The 24,516-nt window shown below is 59.7% G+C and carries 19 protein-coding genes, 1 tRNA gene and 2 pseudogenes; 15 read left to right on the forward strand and 7 right to left on the reverse strand.

All coding sequences use genetic code 11. From position 1 onward, the window contains the following. Positions 1-55: 55 nt before the first annotated feature. Together BMY45_RS28730 and BMY45_RS26440 are read right to left on the reverse strand one after the other, a co-directional pair. A pseudogene (locus tag BMY45_RS28730) lies at positions 56-145 on the reverse strand (LysR family transcriptional regulator); the annotation flags it as partial. Continuing rightward, the gene (locus tag BMY45_RS26440) at positions 142-339 is read right to left on the reverse strand and encodes a hypothetical protein (RefSeq protein ID WP_092403271.1); all 198 of its coding nucleotides are present in this window, start codon (positions 337-339) and stop codon (positions 142-144) included. The pseudogene BMY45_RS28730 and the gene BMY45_RS26440, both read right to left, overlap by 4 nt. Here BMY45_RS26440 and BMY45_RS26445 point away from each other — a divergent pair. From BMY45_RS26445 to BMY45_RS26485, 10 genes are all read left to right on the forward strand, one after another. Beyond that, positions 338-1,366 (forward strand): homoserine dehydrogenase, encoded by a 1,029-nt coding sequence (locus BMY45_RS26445; protein WP_092403273.1) that lies wholly within the window; start codon positions 338-340, stop codon positions 1,364-1,366. The genes BMY45_RS26440 and BMY45_RS26445 overlap by 2 nt on opposite strands. Then, positions 1,363-2,067, forward strand: coding sequence for a glutamine amidotransferase (locus tag BMY45_RS26450; protein WP_092403275.1), 705 nt, complete (start codon positions 1,363-1,365; stop codon positions 2,065-2,067). Before BMY45_RS26445 ends, BMY45_RS26450 begins: the two co-directional genes overlap by 4 nt. A 253-nt stretch (positions 2,068-2,320) precedes the next feature. Then, positions 2,321-3,007: a hydrolase gene (locus BMY45_RS26455; protein ID WP_092403277.1), complete on the forward strand. Its 687-nt coding sequence runs from the start codon at positions 2,321-2,323 to the stop codon at positions 3,005-3,007. A 219-nt stretch (positions 3,008-3,226) separates the two neighbouring features. Then, complete coding sequence (locus BMY45_RS28505) at positions 3,227-3,355, forward strand: hypothetical protein (protein ID WP_256573682.1); 129 nt, start codon at positions 3,227-3,229, stop codon at positions 3,353-3,355. 182 nt (positions 3,356-3,537) lie between these two features. Beyond that, positions 3,538-5,376, forward strand: a complete 1,839-nt coding sequence (locus BMY45_RS26460) for an amidohydrolase (RefSeq protein WP_177193398.1) — start codon at positions 3,538-3,540, stop codon at positions 5,374-5,376. A gap of 2 nt (positions 5,377-5,378) precedes the next feature. Beyond that, entirely contained in the window at positions 5,379-6,977 is a 1,599-nt protein-coding gene (locus BMY45_RS26465; RefSeq protein WP_092403281.1) for an MFS transporter, read from the forward strand. Between the two features lie 16 nt (positions 6,978-6,993). Then, positions 6,994-7,776 carry an alpha/beta hydrolase gene (locus BMY45_RS26470; protein WP_092403283.1) on the forward strand — a complete coding sequence of 261 codons (783 nt, stop codon included), beginning with the start codon at positions 6,994-6,996 and terminating at the stop codon, positions 7,774-7,776. Positions 7,777-7,795: 19 nt separating this feature from the next. Further along, positions 7,796-10,915, forward strand: a complete 3,120-nt coding sequence (locus BMY45_RS26475) for a sensor histidine kinase (RefSeq protein ID WP_143071707.1) — start codon at positions 7,796-7,798, stop codon at positions 10,913-10,915. Between the two features lie 23 nt (positions 10,916-10,938). After that, positions 10,939-11,550 (forward strand): response regulator, encoded by a 612-nt coding sequence (locus BMY45_RS26480; protein ID WP_218157831.1) that lies wholly within the window; start codon positions 10,939-10,941, stop codon positions 11,548-11,550. Between the two features lie 107 nt (positions 11,551-11,657). Then, positions 11,658-12,248 carry a helix-turn-helix transcriptional regulator gene (locus tag BMY45_RS26485; RefSeq protein ID WP_177193399.1) on the forward strand — a complete coding sequence of 197 codons (591 nt, stop codon included), beginning with the start codon at positions 11,658-11,660 and terminating at the stop codon, positions 12,246-12,248. Positions 12,249-12,409: 161 nt separating this feature from the next. On the opposite strand, the gene BMY45_RS26490 is transcribed toward BMY45_RS26485, so the two are convergent. Then, a tRNA-Arg gene (locus tag BMY45_RS26490) sits at positions 12,410-12,486 on the reverse strand. Positions 12,487-12,835: 349 nt separating this feature from the next. Between BMY45_RS26490 and gabD the strand changes: the two genes are divergently transcribed. The 3 genes from gabD (at position 12,836) to BMY45_RS26505 (ending at position 17,085) form a co-directional block, all read left to right on the forward strand. Then, entirely contained in the window at positions 12,836-14,278 is a 1,443-nt protein-coding gene (gabD, locus tag BMY45_RS26495; RefSeq protein ID WP_092403291.1) for an NADP-dependent succinate-semialdehyde dehydrogenase, read from the forward strand. A 172-nt stretch (positions 14,279-14,450) separates the two neighbouring features. Continuing rightward, a complete protein-coding gene (gabT, locus tag BMY45_RS26500; RefSeq protein ID WP_047226758.1) occupies positions 14,451-15,731 on the forward strand; it encodes a 4-aminobutyrate--2-oxoglutarate transaminase in 1,281 nt (426 codons plus the stop codon). 139 nt (positions 15,732-15,870) lie between these two features. Next, positions 15,871-17,085, forward strand: coding sequence for an HDOD domain-containing protein (locus BMY45_RS26505; RefSeq protein ID WP_092403293.1), 1,215 nt, complete (start codon positions 15,871-15,873; stop codon positions 17,083-17,085). Positions 17,086-17,213: 128 nt separating this feature from the next. Here the strand turns inward: BMY45_RS26505 and BMY45_RS26510 are convergent, their stop codons facing one another. Both BMY45_RS26510 and BMY45_RS26515 read right to left on the reverse strand, forming a co-directional pair. Further along, entirely contained in the window at positions 17,214-18,203 is a 990-nt protein-coding gene (locus BMY45_RS26510; protein WP_092403295.1) for a GGDEF domain-containing protein, read from the reverse strand. Positions 18,204-18,479: 276 nt separating this feature from the next. Further along, on the reverse strand, positions 18,480-18,839 hold the full coding sequence (locus BMY45_RS26515) for a DUF6124 family protein (protein ID WP_092403297.1): 360 nt from the start codon (positions 18,837-18,839) through the stop codon (positions 18,480-18,482). Between the two features lie 520 nt (positions 18,840-19,359). On the opposite strand from BMY45_RS26515, the gene BMY45_RS26520 reads away from it, so the two are divergent. Continuing rightward, a complete protein-coding gene (locus BMY45_RS26520; protein WP_092403299.1) occupies positions 19,360-19,731 on the forward strand; it encodes a hypothetical protein in 372 nt (123 codons plus the stop codon). A gap of 125 nt (positions 19,732-19,856) precedes the next feature. Continuing rightward, a pseudogene (locus BMY45_RS28510) lies at positions 19,857-20,060 on the forward strand (SAM-dependent methyltransferase); the annotation flags it as partial. An 8-nt stretch (positions 20,061-20,068) separates the two neighbouring features. Here the strand turns inward: BMY45_RS28510 and BMY45_RS26530 are convergent. Together BMY45_RS26530 and BMY45_RS26535 are read right to left on the reverse strand one after the other, a co-directional pair. Further along, positions 20,069-20,347 carry a hypothetical protein gene (locus tag BMY45_RS26530; RefSeq protein ID WP_092403301.1) on the reverse strand — a complete coding sequence of 93 codons (279 nt, stop codon included), beginning with the start codon at positions 20,345-20,347 and terminating at the stop codon, positions 20,069-20,071. A 2-nt stretch (positions 20,348-20,349) separates the two neighbouring features. Further along, on the reverse strand, positions 20,350-24,516 hold a 4,167-nt coding region (locus BMY45_RS26535; protein ID WP_092403303.1), incomplete at its 5' end, for an RHS repeat-associated core domain-containing protein.

The following is a 24,516-nucleotide window of genomic DNA, read 5'->3' on the forward strand; positions in this document are numbered from 1 at the left end:
GGCGATTCACAACCGCCTTAACCACACCTGCGCCCTGCAAGCATTCGATAACACCCGCCACGGCAGTCGAGTGGACCCGATCACCTGCGGCTCTGAATGTGTCATGGCGTGCCATAGCGATCAGGGTACGAAGTTCCTTGATCATGACAATTGATAAATTTTTCTTTTGCTCATGATCAGAACATATAGTTTTTTATGAATCTTGTTGCTGGATACGATGATCCCACCCACCAATGATCCAGCGCCGTACCGGCGAACGCGGTAGATGGGCATGGCGTGGCGGACCGCCACTTCATCAACAATCTGTTTGCCAGGTAGGCGCGAAAGGAGCGAACTCATGCAAACACTCAAGGTTGCCATCGCTGGTTTCGGCGGCGTGGGACGTGCCACAGCCGACCTGCTGCTGTCCCGGCGCGAGCGCTATCGCCAGGTTTACGGCGTGGACGTTCGCCTGGTGGCGGTGTGCGGATCACGTGCAGGCCTGGCTGACGCGAACGGCCTGCAAGCGAACCAGTTGGATGCCCTGCAGGCTGGTCTGTCAGGACCGGATTTCGTGATGGCGAGCGGCGCAGATGTTCTTATCGAGGCCGGGCCGAGCGATTTTCGCAGTGGCGAGCCGGGTCTTGCTTACCTTCTTACGGCGCTGGCGGCCGGCCAGGACTGCATCGTGATATCGAAGGGCGCCCTGGTCCACAGCGGGCGACAATTGCGCGAACTCGCGCAGGCCTCGGGGGCAATGCTCAAACTCAGTGGTGCGGCGGCCGCCGCCCTGCCGACACTCGACCTGCTCGACCATAGCTTGGCCGGCTGCAAGGTGCTCGCCATCGAGGGCATCCTCAACGCCACCACCAACTACCTGCTTGACGCCATGAGCACGCAGGGCCTTGGCTTCGATGCGGCGTTGCGTGAAGCGCAGGCAGGAGGCTTCGCCGAAGCTGACCCGCGCAACGACACGCAAGGCTGGGATACCGCCTGCAAACTTCTGCTGCTGGCCAACTTCGGTCTTGGTGCCGACCTGACGATGGACGACCTGGTGGTCGAAGGCATTCAATCGGTCACGGCAGAGCGCATCGAGGCCTGGCGCGCGAAGGGGCTCGTGCCCAAGCTGGTCGGCAGCCTCACCCGCGCCGACGGTGCGATCCGCGCCAGTGTCGGCATCAAGACCTATCCGCTGTCCGACCCGTTCGCCCTCGTAAGCGGGAAGAACAAGGCGATCCGTATCAGCAGCGACGCGATGGGTGAGACGCTGGCGATCGGCTGCGGTGTGGAGCCGATCGCCACCGCAGCGGCCGCCCTGAAGGACCTCGAACACATTCTCATGGCCAGGGCCGCGCGGTCCTCCTCTGTTTCGGAGTACTCATCATGACCCTGCGCACCTTGCAAGCCATCCGCCATGTCGGTTTCGAAGACCTTGGCAGCTTTGAGGCGCCCCTGCGCAAAGCCGGCTACACCATCGAGTACGTCGAAGCGGCAGAGCGCGACCTCGGCCTGCTCGACCCGCTTGATGCCGACCTTCTGGTGGTCCTTGGCGGCCCGATTGGCGTCTACGATCACGCCAGCTATCCGCTCCTCAGCGACGAGTTAGAGCTATTGCGAGCACGTCTGGCGGCTGACCGACCGACGCTCGGTATCTGCCTCGGTGCGCAGTTGATGGCGGCAGCTCTCGGGGCGCGCGTCTATCCTGGGCCGGCCAAGGAGATCGGCTGGTCGGCCCTAGACCTGACGCCGGCCCTTGAACATCAGCCCCTCGCCGCGCTGCGCAACGTGCCCGTTCTGCACTGGCATGGCGACACCTTCGACCTGCCGCAAGGCTGTAGCCTGCTTGCGTCCACCCCGCTCTGTCGCACTCAGGCTTTCTCCCGCGGGCCAAACGTTCTCGGTCTGCAGTTTCATCCTGAAGTCAGCGGCGCACGATTCGAGCATTGGTTACTGGGGCATGCCAGTGAGCTGGCCACGTCAGGCATCGACCCCGTCGCCTTGCGTCGCGATGCAAAGCGCTATGCAAATGATCTCGAGAAAGCCTGCGCCTTCTTGCTGGACCAATGGTTGGCGGGCATAGATCAATAGTGGCCGACGCACGTGAATGCTGACCCTCCCTGCCAAAAGCAATCCATTGACCGCATAAATGTTCCAGAACCGTAACCCTGTCCAATTTTCAGGCGACCACTCTGGAGATAGTAGCGATGCCTTTCAGAAGGATTGAGGGACTGAGGGCCTACTCAAAACGGGCCTCTCTCTAGACGTCGCCATGCTTGCAGCCCTGTGCTTAAGCCATGGCGATCATCAGCATTCACGCGCGAACACACATCAGGTGATCGAAATGACCAATCCAAAACTCGAAGTGCTGACACCCAGCAATTGCCAGGTGATTTTCATCGATCAACAGCCGCAAATGGCATTTGGTGTACAAAGCATTGATCGGCAGACATTGAAGAACAACACCGTGGGTCTGGCCAAGGCCGCAAAGATTTTCTCGATTCCAACCATCATCACCACTGTCGAAACAGAGAGCTTTTCGGGCCATACCTATCCGGAATTACTGGCTGTTTTCCCTGAAGCACCGATCCTTGAGCGTACCTCGATGAACTCCTGGGACGACCAGAAAGTACGCGATGCGCTGAAAAAAAATGGCCGTAACAAAGTGATCGTCTCGGGCTTGTGGACCGAAGTCTGCAATACCACCTTCGCGCTGTCAGCGATGCATGATGCCGGCTATGAAATTTATATGGTGGCCGACGCCTCGGGTGGCACCAGCCAAGCTGCGCATGATTACTCCATGCAACGCATGATTCAGGCTGGCGTTGTCCCCGTTACCTGGCAGCAAGTGCTGCTGGAGTGGCAGCGTGACTGGAAGAACCGCGACACCTACGACGCCGTTATGTCATTGGTCAAAGAGCATTCTGGCGCATATGGAATGGGCGTCGACTACGCCTACACCATGGTGCACAAGGCGCCAGAGCGCGTCACACACGGACCGACGCTGGAGCCTGTCGCGGCGAAGATCTGACTTCTGCCGGGTCGACCCAGCAGGTCGACCCGACTGCAAATCAATGGACTCCGGTAGCGGGTACACCCTGGGTATACGCCGTTTTTGCGCTGCGCAGTACTGCCATTGGCCCCCTGCTAAACCCTGCTTGATCCCTCGCTTACACAGCAGCAGTGCCGTCCCAAAACCACACATTCATACAATTTCCGCCCCGAGTCCTGCGCAAACATAACCCGCAACGTGGTCTCCCAGGTTCCTGCCGTACGCGGCATTACCTGGCTAGCCAGTTATCCCGTCAGTGCGGTGGTGGACACGCTGAGTATCGTGCTGCTGGTGGTTTATTTGTTCATGCCAATGATGACCCGGTGATTAGCTGCCTGGCTCAACCCACAACGTCGCGAGGAATGATTATGAGTGAGGATCCGTCAGACAAAAGCCGTCGCCAGTTTCTGGCTACCAGCTCAGTTCTCGGGGCAGCGGGAGCACTCTGGTCTGCCCTGCCTTTTGTCGGCTCCGCCGGCACCTCTTTCGCCAACTCCCCGGGAGGCTCCATGAAAGCCGATTTGATCCTTTATAACGGTCGTCTGCACACCGTGGATCGGGAAAAGCCACACGCTACAGCTGTCGCCATCAAGGACGGAAAATTCATTGCCGTGGGCAGCGACGTAGAGGTCATGGCGGTCCGCGCAGATGCGACACAGGTTATAGATCTGCAAAAGCGCACGGTGATACCAGGTCTCAATGACTCGCACCTGCACCTGATTCGTGGTGGTCTGAACTACAACCTGGAACTGCGCTGGGAGGGTGTTCCATCTCTCGCCGACGCGTTACGGATGCTCAAAGATCAGGCCGATCGCACACCTGCTCCGCAATGGGTGCGGGTGGTGGGCGGCTGGAATGAATTCCAGTTCGCCGAGCGCCGCCTACCAACCCTGGAGGAATTGAACAAGGCCGCACCCGATACGCCGGTATTCGTCCTGCACCTTTATGACCGCGCCCTCCTCAATCGGGCGGCACTGCGCGTTGTCGGCTATACCCGCGACACGCCGAACCCGCCGGGCGGAGAGATTGTCCGCGACAGCAATGGCGAACCCACCGGCATGCTGGTGGCAAAACCCAACGCGATGATTCTCTACTCGACCCTGGCCAAGGGACCAACGCTGCCGCTGGAATACCAGGTCAACTCGACACGCCAGTTTATGCGCGAACTCAACCGCCTCGGCGTGACCAGTGCCATCGATGCTGGCGGTGGTTTCCAGAACTATCCGGACGACTACGAGGTGGTCCGCGAGCTGGCCAAGCACAACCAGTTGAGTGTGCGCATCGCCTACAACCTGTTCACCCAGAAACCCAAGGAAGAGCTGATCGACTTCAAGAACTGGAGCGGCATGGTCAAGCCTGGCGATGGCGATGACTTCTTCCGGCACAACGGGGCCGGCGAAATGCTGGTGTTCTCTGCCGCAGATTTCGAAGACTTCCTCGAGCCTCGCCCAGACCTTGCGCCGACTATGGAGCAGGACCTGGAGCCCGTGGTCCGTCACTTGGTGGAGCAGCGCTGGCCGTTCCGGCTGCACGCGACCTACGACGAATCCATTTCGCGCATGCTCGATGTCTTCGAGCGGGTCGATCGCGACATTCCCTTCAACGGCCTGCCATGGTTCTTCGATCACGCGGAGACCATCAGTGCGAAGAACATCGAGCGGGTACGCGCCCTTGGCGGTGGCATTGCCATTCAGGACCGCATGGCCTTCCAAGGCGAGTATTTCGTCGACCGTTACGGCAGCAAGGCCGCCGAGCAGACCCCGCCCATTCAACGCATGCTGGCCGAAGGCGTACCCGTGGGTGCGGGAACTGATGCAACCCGCGTCTCCAGCTACAACCCCTGGACGTCGCTTTATTGGCTGGTCAGCGGCCGAACCGTTGGCGGGCTGGAGCTTTACCCCAACGGTCTTTCACGTGACACCGCACTGCAGCTCTTTACCCATGGCAGTGCCTGGTTCTCGTCAGAGCAAGGCAAGAAGGGCCAGATCAAGGTCGGGCAACTGGCCGATCTCACGGCCCTGTCGGCGGACTTCTTCAGTGTCGAGGAAGAGGCGATCAAGTGGATCGAATCCGTGCTGACCATCGTCGACGGCAAAGTGGTCTATGGGGCCGCGGAGTTCGACCAGCTGTCGCCCCCCAGCCTTCCGGTCATGCCGGACTGGTCACCGGTTGCCAAGGTACCCGGCCACTGGCGTCCCGCTTCACCGCTGCTGACTCAGGTGCATCAATGCTCAGGCCCTTGCGCGGTGCATGCGCACAGCCATGACAAGGTGCGCCGGTCATCCGTACCCATCAGTGACTACCAAGGCTTCTGGGGCGCCTTCGGCTGCTCCTGCTTCGCTTTCTGATCATGGAGACGGCTATCGAAAAGCGCTCCCCCTGGAGCGCGCTGCGCCATAGCACTTTCCGCTGGCTATGGCTGGCCAGCATCGCCTCCAACATCGGCACCTGGATGCACGAGGTAGGGGCCGGCTGGTTGATGACGACGCTGTCAGCCAGCCCCATGCACGTTGCCTTGGTGCAGGTTGCAGGCTCCGCGCCGATGTTCTTTCTTGCTCTTCCCGCCGGTGCCATGGCCGACATCGTCGACAAGCGTCGCTACCTGCTCAAGGTGCAAGTGTGGATGGCCGTGGTGGCGATGCTCCTGGCTCTGCTCACGTTCAACGGCATGATGACCGTCTCGCTGCTGCTGCTCCTCACCCTGGGCATGGGCGCGGGGACGGCGCTGATGATGCCGGCCTGGTCAGCGTTGACGCCCGAACTGGTCGACAAGCGAGACCTTGGTTCGGCCATCGCCCTGTCCAGCCTCGGCATCAACGTCGCCCGGGCCATCGGGCCGGCGGTTGCCGGGGTGCTGGTCAGTCTCACCGGCCCCTGGGCCACCTTCGCGCTGAACGCCGTGTCGTTCTTCGCGGTGATGGCGGTGCTGTACACCTGGAAACGCGAACAGGCACCTGCGCTGTTCCCGGCGGAACGGCTGCTCGGGGCCATGCGCGCAGGCTGGCGTTACAGCCGCAGCTCCCAGCCATTGCAAGCGGTGTTGGTGCGGTCGGCGGCATTCTTCGTCGGCGCCAGTGCTGGCATGTCGCTGCTGCCGTTGATCGTGCGCGGTGAGCTGAACGGCAGCGCCAGCGATTTCGGCCTGCTGCTCGGCAGCGTCGGCATCGGTGCAGTGCTCGGCGCGACTTTACTGCCGCGCATCCGTGATGCGGTGAAACCCGATCACCTGGTAGCTGGCTCCAGCCTGCTCTACGCCTTGGTGCTTGCCGCCCTGGCCGGGGTGCGCAACTTGTACTGGCTGATACCGGTGATGATGATCAGTGGCGCGGCCTGGATCGCCGTGCTGTCGAGCCTGCAAATGGCGGCACAAACCTGCGTACCCAACTGGGTCCGGGCGCGGGCGTTGTCGGTATACATCCTGGTGTTCTTTGGCAGCATGGCGGCCGGTGGCGCGCTTTGGGGCTTGGTCGCCAGTCACCTGTCGATCAGCCTCACCCTGCTGATCGCCGGCGGGCTCCTGCTGATGGGCATCGTGCTGACGCTGCGCTTCCACCTGCCGGTGACCGAAGCCGAAGACTTGGCACCGTCGCTGCACTGGCCTGCTCCCATTCTGAGCGACGAACAGGATCAGGAGCGCGGACCGGTCATGGTCACCCTTGAGTACCAGATCGATCCGCCGCAGACAGAACAGTTTCTCGTTGCCATGAAAGATGTACGCCGCATGCGAATGCGCAATGGTGCCTTTTCCTGGGGACTGGTCCAGGACAGTGAGCATCCGCAACGTTGGCTGGAATTCTTCTTTGATGAGTCCTGGCTCGAACATATGCGCCACCACGGCCGGGTGACCCGCGCCGAACAACGCACCGAGGCTGCGGCTCGCCAGTTCCAGGTTGCCGGGGTGGCCATACGTATTCAGCACTACCTGGCACCCACTAAGCCCCACATTTGAGCGCATGGGATCAGGGATGAATACAACCGTACTGTTCATACATGGCGAATGGCTGTCTGCCGCCGCCTGGGATAATTTCTCCAGCCGCTATCGGGCATGTGGCTACACCTGCGTTGCACCCTCCTGGCCCTTATCGGAGGGGTCGCCAGAGAGTCTGCGCGAGGCGCCACATACCGACTTCCCAAGGCTTGGGATCACACAAATAATTGAGCACTATGCAGCGCTGATTCGGCGCATGCCTCAGCCCCCTTTGCTGATTGGCCACTCGCTGGGTGGCCTGCTCGTACAGATACTTTTGGATCGTGGTCTTGGCTGTGCCGGGATATCGATTACAGCGATGCCCCCTCGTGGGTTAATGCCTCACTTGAGCATCCTCTACAAGGCGATCCCCATGCGCATGGCTTGGGGCAGTTGGAAGCGAGTCATGTATTTTCCGCTACGAGAATCTGCCCAACAATTGACTCGGGTTTTGGCGATCCAGGATTTTTCGCTGATACAGGCAAGCCATATCGTGCCAGCACCGGGGCGGATTTTCTTTGAAGCGGCTTTCGGTATTGGCACACATGTCGACTTTGCCAATGACCACAGAGCACCGTTGCTGTTGATCGCCGCCGAGAACGATCACAGCATACGGCCATGCCTGGTGACGTCGAACTATCGGCAATACAATCGCTCGGCGGCCAGTACCTCGCTCAAGTGCTTTGCCGGGCACAGCCACTGGCTCATCGCCGAACCCGGTTGGGAGCAAATAGCTGACTACACAATTGAATGGGCGCAAACTCAACTGGGTCGCTTTTGATTAATTTCAGGTTCGCGCGGTGATCAGCGTATTGGGCTTTTCCCCAGCCAAACAGCAGAAGCCCACCCCAGGAAGTCGCTGGCGCACCTGCACGGCGCTGGCAATCTATATGCTGTTGGTTGGCCTGCCATGGTTTAGTCCGGCCGTCACGGCCGCCGACTACTTACTGGACAAGCTGGAGCACCACCGCTGGACCGTCGCTGATGAAGGCCCCAATCAGGTCGGGGCCTTGGCTCAGACCCGAGACGGTTATCTCTGGCTTGGAACCAATGATTCGCTCTATCGCTTTGATGGCCTGGACTTCGCGCGATACACGCCGCCGGACGGCAATCCGCTGGGTATCATTTCCGTACTCAAGGCGGAGGATGAAGGCTTGTGGGCGGGTCTGCGTGCAGGCGGCATTAGCCTGATCACCGACACAGGCATCACCCGTTACCCCGTCAGTGCTGGATTGCCTGGCGGGGTGATCTATAGCATCGCCAAGGATCGCAGTGGCGCAGTCTGGATCGCCGCCAACGATGGTTTGGCGCGTTTTGACGGTAACGCGTGGCAACGTATCGGTACCGAGTGGAACTTTCCGGGGCGAAATGCCCGTGCTGTGCTCGTCGACCGTGATGGCACGCTATGGGCAGCCAATGAAGATCGCCTTTTCTACCTGCCGTCAGGTGCCAAAGCGTTTATCGATGCAGGCATTGCGGTGGGGTGGGTGAGTCATATGGCTCAGGCTCCGGATGGGGCCATCTGGATGGCAGAGCGGTATGGCGGTTCGCTGCGCCGAATCGTGCCAAACGAAGGGGATGCGGCTACCCAGGTGACCGTCATCGATGGTGCCAATGGTTTGTTATTCGACAGCACGGGGGCGCTATGGGTGGGCACCAGCGGTAAAGGCGTTCGCTATGTACACGCCTCTGCCAGCCTCAGTGCTCTATCGATAACTGACGTACGCAGTCACCAAGAAGCGTTCATGGCCAAGGATGGCTTGAGTGCAGATATCGTTCTCCCATTACTCGAAGATGTCGACGGCAATATTTGGGTGGGCACCAGTGCCGGGCTAGACCGTTTTCGGCCAAGCGCTATGGTCTCGGCCGCATTTCCACACAACGCCCAGAATTTGGCATTGGTTGCCGGTGCGGCAGGCAGTGTCTGGGCAGGTACCAGCAACCAACCGGCAATGCGCCTGAGCAGTACTGGATTGGCCACTCTGGATATACCGGCACCGATTAGTAATGCCTTCAGTGATGTTAACGGTGATATCTGGATGGCTGGCAGCAAGGGTATCTGGCGTGCGCAAGGCGACAAAATCGAGCGAGTCGCGTCATTGCCAACCCAGGATGGGCTTGACTCAGCCGTCCGCGCGATGACGCTCGATCAGGCGGGCAACCTTTGGGTTTCGATCAACCGCAAGGGGCTGTTCGTTCTTCGAAGCGGGCGTTGGTCAATGGTTGCGCCGCCGAATGCTGATCCAAGCCAGTTAATGCCTGTCACCGCTACCACCGATCCTCTTGGCAGACTCTGGTTCGGCTACCGCAATAATCTGATTGTGACCCACGACGACAGGGACCAACGACACTGGGGGGCAGACGAAGGCTTAAAGGTGGGTCATGTCACGGCGATGCTGCATCAGGGCCGCCTCACCTGGGTGGGTGGCCAGCGTGGAGTGGCCTTCTTCGATGGTGAGCGCTTCCACAGCCTTCACCTACCGGACAATGGGCTGTTCGACAATATCTACGCGATTCTAGCCGTACCTCCCAGAGAACCAGAAGGTGATGGGAGCTATGATCTCTGGCTCCATGGCAAAGCCGGGGTTTATCAGTTGACCGCTCGTGAGGTAAAGCGCGCCATCGCTGACCCGCAATACCCGATACGTTACCGCAGCTATGAGGTGATTGGTGGCCTGGCCAATGACCCGCACCAAGTGCTCCCATTACCCACTGCAGTGCGTAGCACGGATGGACGTCTATGGTTCAGCACCAGTAAGGGCGTGACCTGGATTGATCCGACTCGCTATGTGCAGAGTAAAGCGGCCCCCAAGGTAGTCATCCAATCACTCAATGTCGATGGTAAGGAGCCCCGGCCAAGTGAGTTGTCACAACTGGGCGCAGAGCCAAAGAGAATCGAAATCTCTTATGCCGCGCTGAGTCTCTCAGGCATGCAAGGTTTGCACTTTCGCTATCTGTTAGAGGGGTTCGACACCGACTGGCAGCAGGCGGGTTCAAAACGTAGTGCCATCTATACGGGGCTCGGCCCCGGGGATTATCGGTTCCGCGTATTAGCGTCCAATCAGGATGGAATACTGAGTACCGAGGAGGCCGTGCTCAGCTTCAGTATTCGACCCGTTTTCTACCGCACCCCACTCTTTATAATGTTGAGCGGTCTAGCAGTGGCGAGTATTTTGTGGATGCTGCATCGGTTCAATGTTCGCCGTTCAGCCCAGCATCTGCGTGACCGACTTGAGGAACGCCATGCCGAGCGCGAGCGAATCGCCCGTGAGCTGCATGACACCCTACTCCAGGGTGTGCAGGGTCTTATGTTGAGTTTCCAGGCGGCCACTGAGCAAATCCCCAGCACTCATCCAGCACGATGCAAAATGGAGAGGGCGCTAGACCGCGCAGATCAGGTTTTGGTGGAGGCACGAGAGCGGGTGAGTAACCTGCGTGATCTGAACGAGCCTGCTCTGAATCTGATCGATGCATTTGCCGCTGTCACGAGTGAGCTGCAGCTAGAAGGCAGTACGCGCTTTACCCTGAACAGCCACGGCACGCCACTGCCACTGCACCCTATAGTCGGAGAAGAAAGCTACCGGATAGGCTGTGAAGCGATCATGAACGCCTTTCGACATGCCAATGCGCAGAACGTGGAAATCCGGATCGTCTACACCCGGCACGCATTTCAGCTAAGCGTTGGCGATAATGGTAGCGGCATCGACCCACAGTATCTGCCGCCCAATATACGCCCCGATCACTGGGGCTTATACGGCATGCTGGAGCGGGCACAAAAAATAGGCGGCCGGCTGTCTATTCAAAGAGGAGTCCACAGTGGCACTGAAATTCAACTGACTGTACCCGCATCAACGGCCTATCGACGTATCCCGCGACGTCGCAGCCAGTGGCTACGTGCATTGACTCAATTGAGGCCCTAAGCGTGCATCCGGAGAATGAACAGATACGCGTGCTGGTCGTCGACGACCACCCTCTGCTGCGCGAGGGTATAGCGGCGGTCCTTGAAGCCCAATCAGACATAGTGCTGGTCGGCGAGGCAACCAATGGCTGCGAAGCGCTTCAGCTATTTCGCTCGCTGCGCCCGGACGTCACCCTGATGGATCTACAAATGCCTGAGATGGATGGCATCGAGGCGATTCATGCCATTCGCGCCGAGTTTCCTGGCGCGCGCATTGCCATCCTGACCACCTATCGGGGTGATGTACGGGCATTGCATGCAATCAAGGCGGGAGCGCTCGGCTACTTATTGAAAAGTAGTCTGCGCAAGGAACTGCTGGATGCCATCCGCTCCATTGCTGCCGGCAAGCGCCATATCCCGGCAGAGATTGCTGTTGAGCTGGCTGATCACTTAAGCCGCGACTCCCTGACCGCTCGAGAAATCCAGGTCCTGCAATGTGTCGCCATGGGTAAACCCAACAAGCAAATCGCGACGGAACTCATGATCGCGGAGGACACCATCAAGGGGCATTTAAGAAGCATCATGGACAAGTTGGGGGCCAGCAATCGCACCCATGCGGTCACCCTCGGCATTCAGCGCGGCATCATCACTGTGTAATACCCCACTTTTGAGGGGGGCGCGCGCCCCCCATTGTTGTCTTATGTGCGATCAGTGCACGGCCTAGCATGGCGTCGGACACAAAAGATCCACAGTGGAGCACCGCCATGCGTGCCACCTTGCATGCCGTTACCCCGGCAACCGCAGTAGACAGCCAGACTCAGCGCTGTATTTCCGACGAAACGTATGATGGCGTCATGCAATTGCTTAGCGAGGCTCAAGCGCACCTGAGCATCGATCGTGACTCAGCCTGTCTATGCCTGACCCGTGCCCTGGTCATGATGCAAAAGAGCGATAGCCCGTTAAAAAGCCGCCACGGCTGCCTATCCAGTTGGCAAACTAAACGGCTGATTGACTACATCGACACTAACCTCGACTCATCAATACGCACAAATCAGATGGCTGCTGTGCTAAGCCTGAGTGTCAGCTACTTCTCGCATGCTTTCAAAAATACCTTTGGTGTAACGCCACTGGTTTACGTCGCACGTCGGCGCATCGAATCTGCTCGACAGATCATGCTCACGACCGACTCCTCGCTGACCGACATCGCCCATAGTCACGGATTCTGTGACCAATCCCATTTCATCCGTACCTTCCGCCGCCAGATCGGGGTTACACCTCAGGCCTGGCGACGGTTATGCGATGCAGGGTTATGGTCCACTGGAACCGGGTATATGGACTCTCTCCACAAGCAGTGAGCAAAGTTTTACTGCATTGAGAGCCTCATACGTTCAGACGCCCAGTAAGGTAAGGGCAGTGCTCATTCCGAGTGCCAACTTGGATGGGCACAGAATGGACACATTTTGGACACATGAAAAACAAAAAGGGCCTAGGTTTTCACCTAAGCCCTTGTTTTATGTGGTGCACCAGGCGGGATTCGAACCCACGACCCCTGCCTTCGGAGGGCAGTACTCTATCCAGCTGAGCTACTGGTGCGACGCGGGCGCCATGATACTCATATGCAATGCGGGCGTCCATGCTGCTGATTTGCCGGTCTTTTCGTAAGCATAGGCGGGCATCGGCTACGCTGATCAGAAAAAGCAGGCAAATTTGGCTTTTTCGTTCTTTTTTTCGAACAGCCTATTGTCCTTCCCCCCTATCCGCCCTAGGATTCGTTTGAGATTTCAAACGCTCTTGTCTGGGTGCTGAACCGCACGTCTGTGCTTATGTGCGTTATTTCTGTGCTTCAGCCCGGTGGATGATTTCCCTGACGGCAGCCCCTGAGGCGCCTTTCTACACATCTAATTCGCTCCGCGTGCGCGCGGTGCTGTTAAGGAAAGCCGACATGCAGCTTAAAGACACCCAGTTGTTCCGCCAGCAAGCCTTTATCGATGGCGCTTGGGTCGATGCGGACAATGGTCAGACGATCAAGGTCACCAACCCTGCAACGGGCGAAGTGCTGGGCACCGTGCCGAAAATGGGCGCTGCCGAAACCCGCCGGGCGATTGAAGCCGCCGACAAGGCGTTGCCGGCCTGGCGCGCCCTCACTGCCAAAGAACGCGCCAACAAGCTGCGCCGCTGGTACGAATTGCTGATCGAAAACCAGGATGACCTCGGTCGCCTGATGACCCTGGAACAGGGCAAGCCGCTGGCCGAAGCCAAGGGCGAAATTGTTTACGCCGCCTCGTTTATCGAATGGTTCGCCGAAGAAGCCAAGCGCATCTACGGTGACGTGATTCCTGGCCACCAGCCCGACAAGCGTCTGATCGTGATCAAGCAGCCGATCGGTGTGACTGCGGCGATTACCCCGTGGAACTTCCCGGCTGCGATGATCACCCGCAAGGCCGGTCCGGCCTTGGCCGCTGGCTGCACCATGGTCATCAAGCCGGCTTCGCAAACCCCGTTCTCGGCGCTGGCGCTGGTTGAGTTGGCCCACCGTGCCGGCATCCCGCAAGGCGTGCTGAGCGTGGTCACCGGCAGTGCCGGCGACATCGGCGGCGAGCTGACCAGCAACCCGATCGTGCGCAAGCTGTCGTTCACCGGCTCGACCGAAATCGGTCGTCAGTTGATGGCCGAATGTGCCAAGGACATTAAGAAAGTCTCCCTGGAACTGGGCGGCAACGCGCCGTTCATCGTGTTCGACGACGCGGACCTGGATAAGGCCGTCGAAGGCGCGATCATTTCCAAATACCGCAACAACGGTCAGACCTGCGTCTGCGCCAACCGTCTGTACATCCAGGATTCGGTGTACGACGCCTTCGCTGAAAAACTCAAAGTGGCAGTCGCCAAGCTCAAGATCGGCAATGGTCTGGAAGATGGCACTACTACCGGTCCATTGATCGACGAGAAAGCGGTTGCCAAGGTGCAAGAGCACATTGCCGATGCAATCAGCAAAGGCGCGACTGTGCTGGCCGGTGGCAAGGCGATGGAAGGTAACTTCTTCGAGCCGACGATCCTGACCAACGTACCGAAAAACGCTGCCGTGGCGAAGGAAGAAACCTTCGGCCCGTTGGCGCCGCTGTTCCGCTTCAAAGACGAAGCTGAAGTGATCGCGATGTCCAACGACACTGAGTTCGGCCTGGCCTCGTACTTCTATGCCCGTGACCTGGGCCGTGTGTTCCGCGTGGCCGAGGCCTTGGAGTACGGCATGGTTGGCGTCAACACCGGTTTGATCTCCAACGAAGTCGCGCCGTTCGGCGGTATCAAGGCCTCGGGCCTGGGCCGTGAAGGCTCCAAGTACGGCATCGAGGATTACCTGGAAATCAAATACCTCTGCCTCGGTATCTGATCTGCTGCAAGCGCAAAGGGCACGAGAGCGCTGTCCCTTTGCGCGTTTCACCTGTTCTGTTTCTTGTGGCCGGAACGCTGTGACAGTCGATCATCGCATGCTGTCGCAGTTGTCTCCCGTCCATGTACGCCTTGGCCCACGCCGCCCTGAGCTGCGAATGAGGACATATTTGATGAGCAATAAGACCAACGCTTCCCTGATGAAACGCCGCGAAGCCGCTGTACCGCGCGGTGTTGGCCAGATTCACCCGATTTTCGCCGAGTCGGCGAAGAACGCCACCGTTACCGACGTTGAAGGCCGTGAGTTCATCGACTTCGCTGGCGGCATCGCGGTGCTGAACACCGGCCACGTGCATCCGAAAATTATCGCCGCGGTGACCGAACAGCTGAACAAGCTGACCCACACCTGCTTCCAGGTTCTGGCTTACGAACCGTATGTGGAACTGTGCGAAAAAATCAACGCCAAGGTGCCGGGTGATTTCGCCAAGAAAACCCTGCTGGTGACCACCGGTTCCGAAGCGGTGGAGAACGCGGTAAAAATCGCTCGCGCCGCCACGGGTCGCGCAGGTGTGATCGCTTTTACCGGCGCGTACCACGGCCGCACCATGATGACCCTGGGCCTGACCGGTAAAGTCGTGCCGTATTCGGCCGGCATGGGCCTGATGCCCGGCGGCATCTTCCGCGCGTTGTACCCGAACGAACTGCACGGCGTGAGCATCGACGATTCCATCGCCAGCATCGAGCGCATCTTCAAGAACGACGCCGAACCCCGTGACATCGCGGCAATCATCATCGAGCCGGTACAGGGCGAGGGTGGTTTCTACGTGGCGCCCAAGGAATTCATGAAGCGCCTGCGCGCCCTCTGTGATCAGCACGGCATTCTGCTGATCGCTGACGAAGTACAGACCGGGGCCGGTCGTACCGGCACCTTCTTCGCCATGGAGCAAATGGGCGTTGCCGCCGACCTGACTACGTTCGCCAAATCCATCGCCGGCGGTTTCCCGTTGGCCGGTGTCTGCGGCAAGGCCGAGTACATGGACGCTATTGCCCCCGGTGGCCTGGGTGGCACCTACGCCGGCAGCCCGATTGCCTGCGCTGCTGCGCTGGCGGTGATGGAGGTGTTTGAGGAAGAGCACCTGCTGGATCGCTGCAAGGCGGTGGGCGAGCGTCTGGTGACTGGCCTCAAGGCCATCCAGAAGAAATACCCGGTCATCGGCGAAGTCCGTGCCCTGGGTGCGATGATCGCCGTGGAGTTGTTCGAAAATGGCGATACCCACAAGCCGAACGCGGCGGCCGTGGCTCAGGTTGTGGCCAAGGCCCGCGACAAGGGCTTGATCCTGCTGTCCTGCGGCACCTACGGCAACGTCCTGCGGGTGCTGGTACCGCTGACTTCGCCAGACGAGCAATTGGACAAAGGCTTGGCAATCATCGAAGAGTGCTTCTCCGAGCTCTGAGTTCCGGTTGTGCACTGATCCACAAAAAAACCCGCTTCGGCGGGTTTTTTCATGTCCACGAGCATATCCCTCGGGTTTTTGAACTGTCTGGAACGGCCGCCAAGGTCTAAGGTGCAAGTATGGCAAGGGAGTGTGCTGCATGACCGCTGTGGCGTTACCGGCTGTACCGCGTGTATTGATCGCCGAGGCTGATCCGGCGTCCCGTGAGCTGCTTGAACAGGTGTTGTCGGGTGTGCGCTGTGATGCCCGGGTGGATACCTGTGGCGAGGGCAAACAGGCGTTGGAGCTGCTGGCGAACAATCCCTATGACCTGGTGATCGCCGACTGGGAGTTGCCGGGTGTCGATGGCCTGACGATCTTGCGCGGCCTTCGCCAGCAGCATCGCACCCCGCCATTGCCGTTCATCCTGATGAGTCGACGCAATGACAGCGCCAGTGTGCGTGAAGTCCTGCCTCTGGCGCCGACGGCCTACCTGACCAAACCCTTGAACCGGGAAGACTTGACCCAGCGCTTGCAGGGCTTGCTGGTGGGTGGCGAAGAAACCTCCAGTGAAGGGCCGGTCCTGGGGGCGGGATTGACCCTGGCAGCCTTTCTGGAGCGGCGGCGTGATATGTCCGAAGGTGCGCCGCTGATGACCGACGTGCAGGTGGCGGTCAAGCGCAGCCTCAACCCCGCTGGCCTGGACTTGAAGCTATTTGAAGAGGAGCTGCGCACCGACCCGCAGATCACCGCAGTGCTGATAGCGGCAGCCAACAGTGCCGCCCAGCAGCAAGGGGGTGTTCCGGTGCAGACCGTGGCCCGAGCGCTGCATCAGCTCGGTACCGGGCAGAGCATGAACCTGGTCCTCGGCCTGACCCTCAAGCGCTGCGCCCGGCTTAGCGTCCCGTGCCTGGCGGACTATGCCCAGCGTTACTGGGAATTGTCGCTGCACACCGCCGAGTACGCGCGAATATTGGCGCGGTTACTGGACCTGGAACCGGAGCGCTGTTATTGCGCCGGGTTGTTGCATCGACTAGGGGACCTGGCGCTGCTGCGTTGCCTGGAAGAATGGACGCAGGCGGGTGGCGAGCTGGATGAACTGGAGGAAGTCGGGAATTCGTTGGACAAGTACGGCGCCGGTTTCGGTTCGGCGCTGCGCACTCGCTGGCGCCTGCCGCTGGAGCTGCGCGAGCTGATCGCGGCGGCCTATAGCCTGGGTGGTGGGGTTTATTCCCGTGAGGCACTGGTGATGAGCATGGCGGCGCAAATGGCTCATCTGACCGAGCATGAAGGGCTTGAAGAGCTGGCCCGTGGGCGCACGGCGCGTTTGCTGAAGATCGGATTGCCAGAGTTGATGCGCATACGCAGAAAGTAAGACCGCCGAATGACCCTTGTGGGAGCGGGCTTGCTCGCGAAAACGGTGGTTCAGCTTGCATCTCTCCTGAACATGACGCCCTCTTCGCGAGCAAGCCCGCTCCCACACTTGATCTCAGGTAAGGTCATTCACGCGGCAATAATGCGGTTCTTGCCCTGGCGCTTGGCTTCGTACATGGCCGCATCGGCGCGGGAGAACAGGGTGTCGAGGCTCTGATCTTCGGCGGTAAGGCTGGTCAAGCCTTGGCTGACGGTGATGCCGAAGCTGTTCTCCCCACTGCGGAAAGCCAGGCGCTGAATCTCGCGCTGCAGACGCTCGGCGACTTGCAGGGCCATGTCCGGGGCACAGCCAGGGAACACCGCGGCGAACTCTTCACCACCGATTCGTCCAAACAGATCACCGCGCCTGAGCACGGAGCGTCCGCTTTCGGCGATTTTCTGCAGCACATTATCGCCTTCCTGATGACCGTAGGTGTCGTTGATCACTTTGAAATCATCGATGTCCAGCAACAGGAACGCCATGGGTGTTCCCTGCAGTCGTGCCTGCTCGAATTCACGGTGAGCGCATTCGAAGAAGTGGCGGCGATTACTGCTCTGAGTCAGCACGTCGGTGGTTGCCAGTCGTTGCAGTTCGCTTTCCAGCAGTTTCTTTTCGGTGATGTCTTCGGCAATGCCTACCACGATCACCGGTTGCCCCGACTCAGCCTTACGGTTGATGAAGCACTTGTCGCTCAGCCAGCGGATCTGGCCATTGGCAGCGATGATGCGGTACTCACGATCTTCCACGGCACCTTTGACCAGCACTTCGGCCAGGCTGCGCTCCGCGTATTCGAGGTCGTCGGGGTAGATTGCGTCGCGCCATTCGTTGAAATCAGCCAGCACCAGACCTGCCGGCCGACCGAAGATTCGTTCATAGGCGGGGCTGACATACAGGACTTGTCGGGTTTCCCAGTTAAACGCCCAGAGCACCGCGTTGACGCTGACCAGCAATGAGCTGAATAGCTGCTCACGCTCGCTCAGGCGCGCGACTTCGCCCTGGGCGTGCATCAGCGCCATGAGCGTCTGGGCCGCTTCGGGCCAATGAGGGTGGGACGAATCCTGTAGGTTCTTGTCGACCATCGGCACAAATCTCAAAGAACGTGCACTGCTGTGGATTGGCACGCGCTTGCTCCAAAGCCCGCCAGTATGGCGAAGTGCTCTTTGAGATAAGGGATTCGGGGCGAAGTTCCTTTTCAGGCGACGAAGGGCGCGGTGCAGTGTCGGAGTTGCCGAAGACTGCGATCTTTCGCTCACGACTTAATTGTCGAGGGGAAATCGCAGCCTCGTTGCACTCGGCAGCTCCAGCGCTGCTTTCAGCGCCGGCACGCTTGTCCAGCGCCCCGGATGGTTTACCCGCTAACGCGGATCTACGTTATCCAGCGCCCGGTTCGCCAGCAACGAACTCAGTTCAATCAACTGCTGAATGCCAAGGGCAAAGTGACGGCGCGAGCCTTCCAGCTCGAAGGCCAGATCGCTGACCATCGCATCCGCCGAAGCCAGGGTTTCGCTGAGGTTGGCCAACAGAGACTCGTTGTCGATGTCTTTTACGACGGTGAATAGCTGGCCCGGTTTGGTCGCGTCTTCGGGATTTGCCGGCTTTGGCGATAGATAGAAATCCAGAGCGCGATTGGCGGCTTCGTCGAGCTTTTTGGTTTTGGATTTGGTGCACGGGGGAGCTTGGTCCGCCTCTGGCGGATTCGGGGTAGGCTTGAACATCTGCTGATTACTCCATGGTTAAGCTGCAACCTCTTCTCTACTAAAAGAAGGGTGGCGGCTGTACGCAGGTTAGTAGACCGGGGAGATCAGCATTGCCGGCGCGCCGAAGCGCCCTGCGCACAGCCACCATCAAGAGCAAGGTAGAAATCTGCCTGGATGGAGAGCTCGTACATCTTACTGACACAACCCCGGGCTACTAAACCCGACCACTGATGGGCAGTGGCAGGAAAACGATAGAGCCCGCAGACAAGGCGCACAAGCGGGCGGATTCTGGCGTAGTTGTAGGCAAAGGCGCAAGGATGCGTAGCTTGGCGCAAGCGCGGCAGTCGGGCTGTAGGCGCGGTCTGAAGGATGCCTGCAATTTGTGGCGAGAGGCTTTGACGATCGGGCTCATGTGCCGTGCGCTGAGTGCTGCACCTGTTAGTTCTTACAGGTGACGGCCCGTCATGCAGATTGTTAAATCAAGGTCTCGAAGGGCGCTCACGTTGCGTACCCTGTTACCTGATCGAGGACTCTAGAAATGGACACCAAAAGGTCGTGCTACCTGGTAGGTTTGCTCTTTGCGTTTTACCTGCCAGTCACCAGCGCCGATACGGCAACAGCCCCTTCGCTCTCATCTGAGGGCGAAGCGCCAGCGGCCGGTGCGGTCGTGGATGCACCACCTGCGATCAAGACCACGGCGCAGGTTTTGAACAGAAGTAAGGGCGCCATTGTGGTCAGTCAACCAGGTCGAGCGCAGCAAACGCTTGAGCAAACCCAGAGTTATCAAAGCCAGAACTACCCGCAAGTGCCTATCAATATCCTGATTCCCACCAATAGCACGATCAAGTTCATCACCGTAACGGGGCAGAGTGGCGCTTGTACCGTGCCCGTTTGCATCTTTGTTCAATAGATCAATTCACCCGTAACGAACATCGACGGATGCATCATTCCTCAAGGGAATGCAGCGCATAAAGGCAATGAATTTTTCTTATCGCGACGCGTGACGTAGCTTGGTTGGCGGACAGGAGAACCGCCTTGAAATCGTCCCCTCACACCTCAGTTGATAAATTCGATGCTTCTTGCGCCAATGAGTACGGCCGACAGAGCCGTATCGCGCTGGCCGGGTGCGCCACCTGCCAGGATCTGGCGGCGTGCATGCTGGCGGCGAGCCTTGGGGATCAACGCTCAGCGAACATACTGGCCAGCGCGGGTGACGTTATCCAGCCTGCGGTTCTTCTGCTGGCGGGTCAGGGCATGCTCATCAAGGCCATTCTCAGACGCTTGATCAGTTTCGGGGTCTTGAGACAATCGGCCGGGCGTTTGTTACCCAGGGCGGGCACGGTCTGCTCCAGCCACCAGAACCCTTCCTTGAGCCCCCTTTTTCCGTAGAGCACCACTGCCATGTCGAGGTTGTCATTCATGGCCTTGGCCAGCGCGCGGGCGTTGTCGTCGAGGTAGTCCTCTTCGTACAGCCGCACGAAACGTTGCCAATCGGCATCGCCGACGTATTCGTCTTCCAGTCCCATTTTTAAAACCCTGCAAAGGAAATCAAGTTGCTGCCGGTCGGGTTTCGCGCCGACGGTGCCAGGATCCCATCATAACCATTGGCCTTGGCCCAGGCGCCGATTTGATGAGTCTGGGTGTACTTGTTGCCGGTAATGCTCTTTAGCGAAACCCCCAGTTGTTTACGCACATCAGCCCGGGTGAGATCCAGGACGTTGTTGAGCTGCACTTTCTTGCTTACCAATACCCGAGTGGACAGGTCCACACCCCAGTGGTTGACTTCGCCCATGGCGGTCTTGCGTGAATTGGCGCCATAGACACCACCCAGTCCGGGGGCGGTGTAACGGTGTCTGGATGCAACGTTCCACTTGTGCGCCGTCCAGGTCGTGCTGATCCGTCCTGGCTCTTCAAAACGATAAACCGTCCGGTTGACCTTGCGGCCCTTAGGTGGTGTCGAGCACTTCATCAAACCCGAGGGGTCGATCCAGCTCACCGGGTTTGGCGCGTACTGGTAGAGGTTCAGCCCACCGGCCAAACCGATGGGGTCTGGTGTGGTAAAGCGACCGATGTCCGGGTCGTAGAAGCGCAGGATGTTGTAGTGCAGCCCGGTTTCCCTGTCCAGATATTGGCCCTGGAACCGCAGGTTCTGCTCTTCGATGAAATACGGTTCGCGTAGCTCTTCTACGGTGTTGCCCCACACTTGGTAACGGGCCCGCCAAAGCGTGTGCCCGTCGGCTTCCGAGAGCTGTTCGGGCAGGCCGTTGAAGTCGTTGTGGTAGTAACGGATTCTCTGGTGTTCACCCAGGCCGTCGACCCTCGCCAACGGTTCGTGGCTGTCGTCGGCATAGATGTACAGGCTGGTCTGGTCGTCGCGGTGTTCCTGTAACAGTTGCAGCGCATCCCAGGTGAAACGGGTGCGGCTTAGCAGGGTGGCATGGCGGTCGTATTCGGCTTTTTCGATACGCCGACCCAGCGGGTCATAGGTCATTTTCACGACCGAGCCATTATCGTTGCTAACCTCCACCAAACGCTGTTCGGCGTCGTAGCGCATCCGCTGGACGCCATGCCGGGCGCTGCGCTTTTCCACCATGCGGCCGAAGCCGTCATAGCGGTAGCGCTTGTCCTGATAGGTCAGCAACCGGTTATGAGCGACCCGTCCAGTGCCCAGGCTATCGAGCAAGTTGGCGGCCGGATCATAGGCGAAGCCTTCACGCTGGCCCTGGAGGTTGTCCTGGCTGGCGAGAATGCGTGCGGTGGCGTCGTAGTGCAGCAGTTGGCGATGAGAGGCATCAGGCTGGCTGTCGAAGCGTTCTACCAGTTGATCGCTGCTGTCATAGCCAAACAGCGATTGCGCCGCCGGCGGCAACAGTGCGGACTGACCCTGCTGCCGACGTTGGCGTGCGCGCAGGCGACCGCTGCGGTCGTATTCGCTACGGGTGCTGAGGCGCCCTTGGGTGCGCAGCACTTCACGGTGCAGGCGGTCGCGTTCGAAGTCGCTGATGACCTGGCCGTCGAGGTTGATCTGGTGCAGGTGGCCGCTGCCGTAATGCAAGCGGTTCAGCCAGCGGCCGTCGGGGAGCTGGGTTTGGGTCAGGTTGCCGAGCTCGTCATAGCGATGTTCAAGGCTTCCGGCCCAGCTCTGCTCGGTAATCAGTTGTCCCAGGGCGTCATAGCTGAAGCCCAGGCTTTGTTGTTCGCCGCTCTGGTGGGTGAAGGTGATGGCGTTGACTTGGTCGAGCGCGTCATAACGGTACTCGGTGCGGCCGTCTTGGGTGATCTTGGCCACCAGCCGGCCCATCGCATCGCGTTCCAGTTCGTGGACGATTGGTGCTTGCGGCGAGAGGTCCAGGTCGGTGCTGCCGGGCACCGCGAGCGCTTCCACGCGGGTGACGTTGTCCAGCGGGTCGTAGGCATAGCGTTTCAGGCTGCCGTCCAGGCTGTGCTGGGCAGTCAAGCGGTCGCCAGCGTCCCAGGCAAACCGGTAGCACTCACCGTTTTCGTTGGTCAGCGCCAGCAGCCGACCGTAGTTGTCGTAGCTCAGCTCTACCCGGCGACCATGAGCATCGGTACGCACGCGCAGTTGCCCGTTCAGGGTGTGCTGAAAATGCGTGGTGTGCCCGGCGGGGTCGCTGTAGCCGATCAACTGGCCGCTCGCATCGCGCTGGTATTGCTCGCTACGTCCGTCCGGTAATTGCTTGGTCAGCAGCCTGCCTTGGTCGTCATAGCTGAAACGCGTCCGTTCCCCCAAAGCGTCGGTGCTGCTGAGCAACAACCCGCGTTCGCAATAACTGAACCGCGTGGTGTAGCCGGAACAATCAGTGTGTTCGCTGAGCTGGCCAAGGGGCGTCCAACGCATGGTTTTGCGTTTGCCGGTGGCGTCGACAACTTCCACCACCTGACCGTGGGCGTCATGACGATAGCGGGTGACGTTGCCCAACGGATCGGTTTCGCGAATGCGGTTGCCACGCGAGTCATAGCGGTACTGCCAGGTATTGCCCGCGGCATCGGTTTCAGTCAGGGGCAGCGCCCAGTGTTCGAGCCACAGTGTTGACTCGCTACGTCCGAGGGGGTCAGACGTCTGGCAAAGGTTACCCGCCTCGTCATAACTGAATTGATGCTGTCCGCCGTTGGGGGCGGTCGCCGCCACCAACTGGCTTTCGTCGTTCCACTCGAAGACCCAGGTACGGTCCAGGGCGTCGGTGGCTTCGGTGATCTGATACCGACTATCCCAGCGACGGGTGCTGACACGATTCAAACCGTCGGTGATACGCGTAGTCCCGGCAGTCAGGTCGTAGTCAAAGGTGTAAGTGTCGCCCGCCTCGGTCCAGTGGCGAACAACCCGCCATTCTCGCTTTTCGATCAGGGCCCATTCGTAAAAGCAGCGCAGCCCGGTGGGCAGTTGGTGTTCAACCATGCGCCGTCCAGCATTGTAGGCGTAGCGGCGTTTCACGTGGCCGTTGGATTGACGGACCTGGGCCAAATCACCCTGAGCGTCGTAATCGTAGTGCATCAGCACTTCACGACGTTGATCCGCGTAAAGCCGGTCTATCCGGCTGACCCGTTGCGGCCAGCGTTTGTGGTACGCCAGCGCGATGCTGGTCAGGTCGAAGGTGTCTCGTAGCTGCACCAACCGACCTGTGTCGTCGTAGTCGAGGTAGATGCGGTTGTCATTGCGGTCGCCCAACTGACTCAAGCGCAGCAGCGATGCACGGCCCGGGGTGGGTTCGAACAGCCGGTAAAGGCCGTCCGAGCTGTCGATCAGCAATTGGCCATTGGCATGCCGTCGTACGCTGAGCCCTTCACCGGCACTGAACACGGCGCCGCCCAGAGGGATGGAGCCCATGTCGATACGCCGGCCCTGCTCATCGGTGTAGACCAGCGTCTCACCGCCCTCGGGGTGAGGCAAGATATCGACGCGCACCTCGTAAGCCACGCTCCAGCCCGCACCGAACACACCATCGTGACGCTCGTCGCGGCTGTTGTAAAAGCGCTGCCAGTCGATCGGCAAGATGCCGGGCAGGACGAAGTCCATCTCCTCGACATCGCCCAGAACTTTGGCGCCGGTGGCGACGTGCACCGGATTCGACGAGCCCATGGTGGCGTTGGCCGCGGCGCCCATCGCGCTGCTGACCGCCATCGACGCTGCGCCGCTCACCAGCATGCACGGCAGGTTACTCAAGAACTTGCCTTTGCCGCCCTTGAGCATCAGCAGCGCGGTGACTGCCAGACCGACGCCTGGGGTCTTGCCGCTGCGGATTTCGCGCACCACCACCGAGCCGCCGCCAATGGTGACGTCGGGTGAAATCAGCCCGGATGACACGACCTTGGCATCGCAGGTGCTGCGGTCGCCGCTGCGCACGGCGGGCTGGCCGTTGATGGTGACTTTGTCCGAGCCTTCGGCCATGAACTGCGGCGGCATCGGTGGGTGCTTGGTGCAGATCACCAGGTCTTCCGGTCGGGTCTCTGTGCCGGGGGCGGGCGAGGCGACGGTGGGGCGCCACATCTGCGAGAAGAAGTTGCCGGCCATGTCCAGGTAGCTGGGCTCGGCTTCTTCTTCCGGCTCGGACATGTCCAATTCGGTGCCGGCCGGCGCGACCTGGGAAACAACCGCCCCGGCGGCGCGGGCCGAGGGGATGTTGTTGGTAAAGGTGTCCTTGGAGCCGGTGAGGATGTTGGCCTGCACCGTGGGCGG

It is taken from the genome of Pseudomonas sp. NFACC39-1 (assembly GCF_900110355.1).
Taxonomy (GTDB): Bacteria; Pseudomonadota; Gammaproteobacteria; order Pseudomonadales; family Pseudomonadaceae; genus Aquipseudomonas; species Aquipseudomonas tehranensis.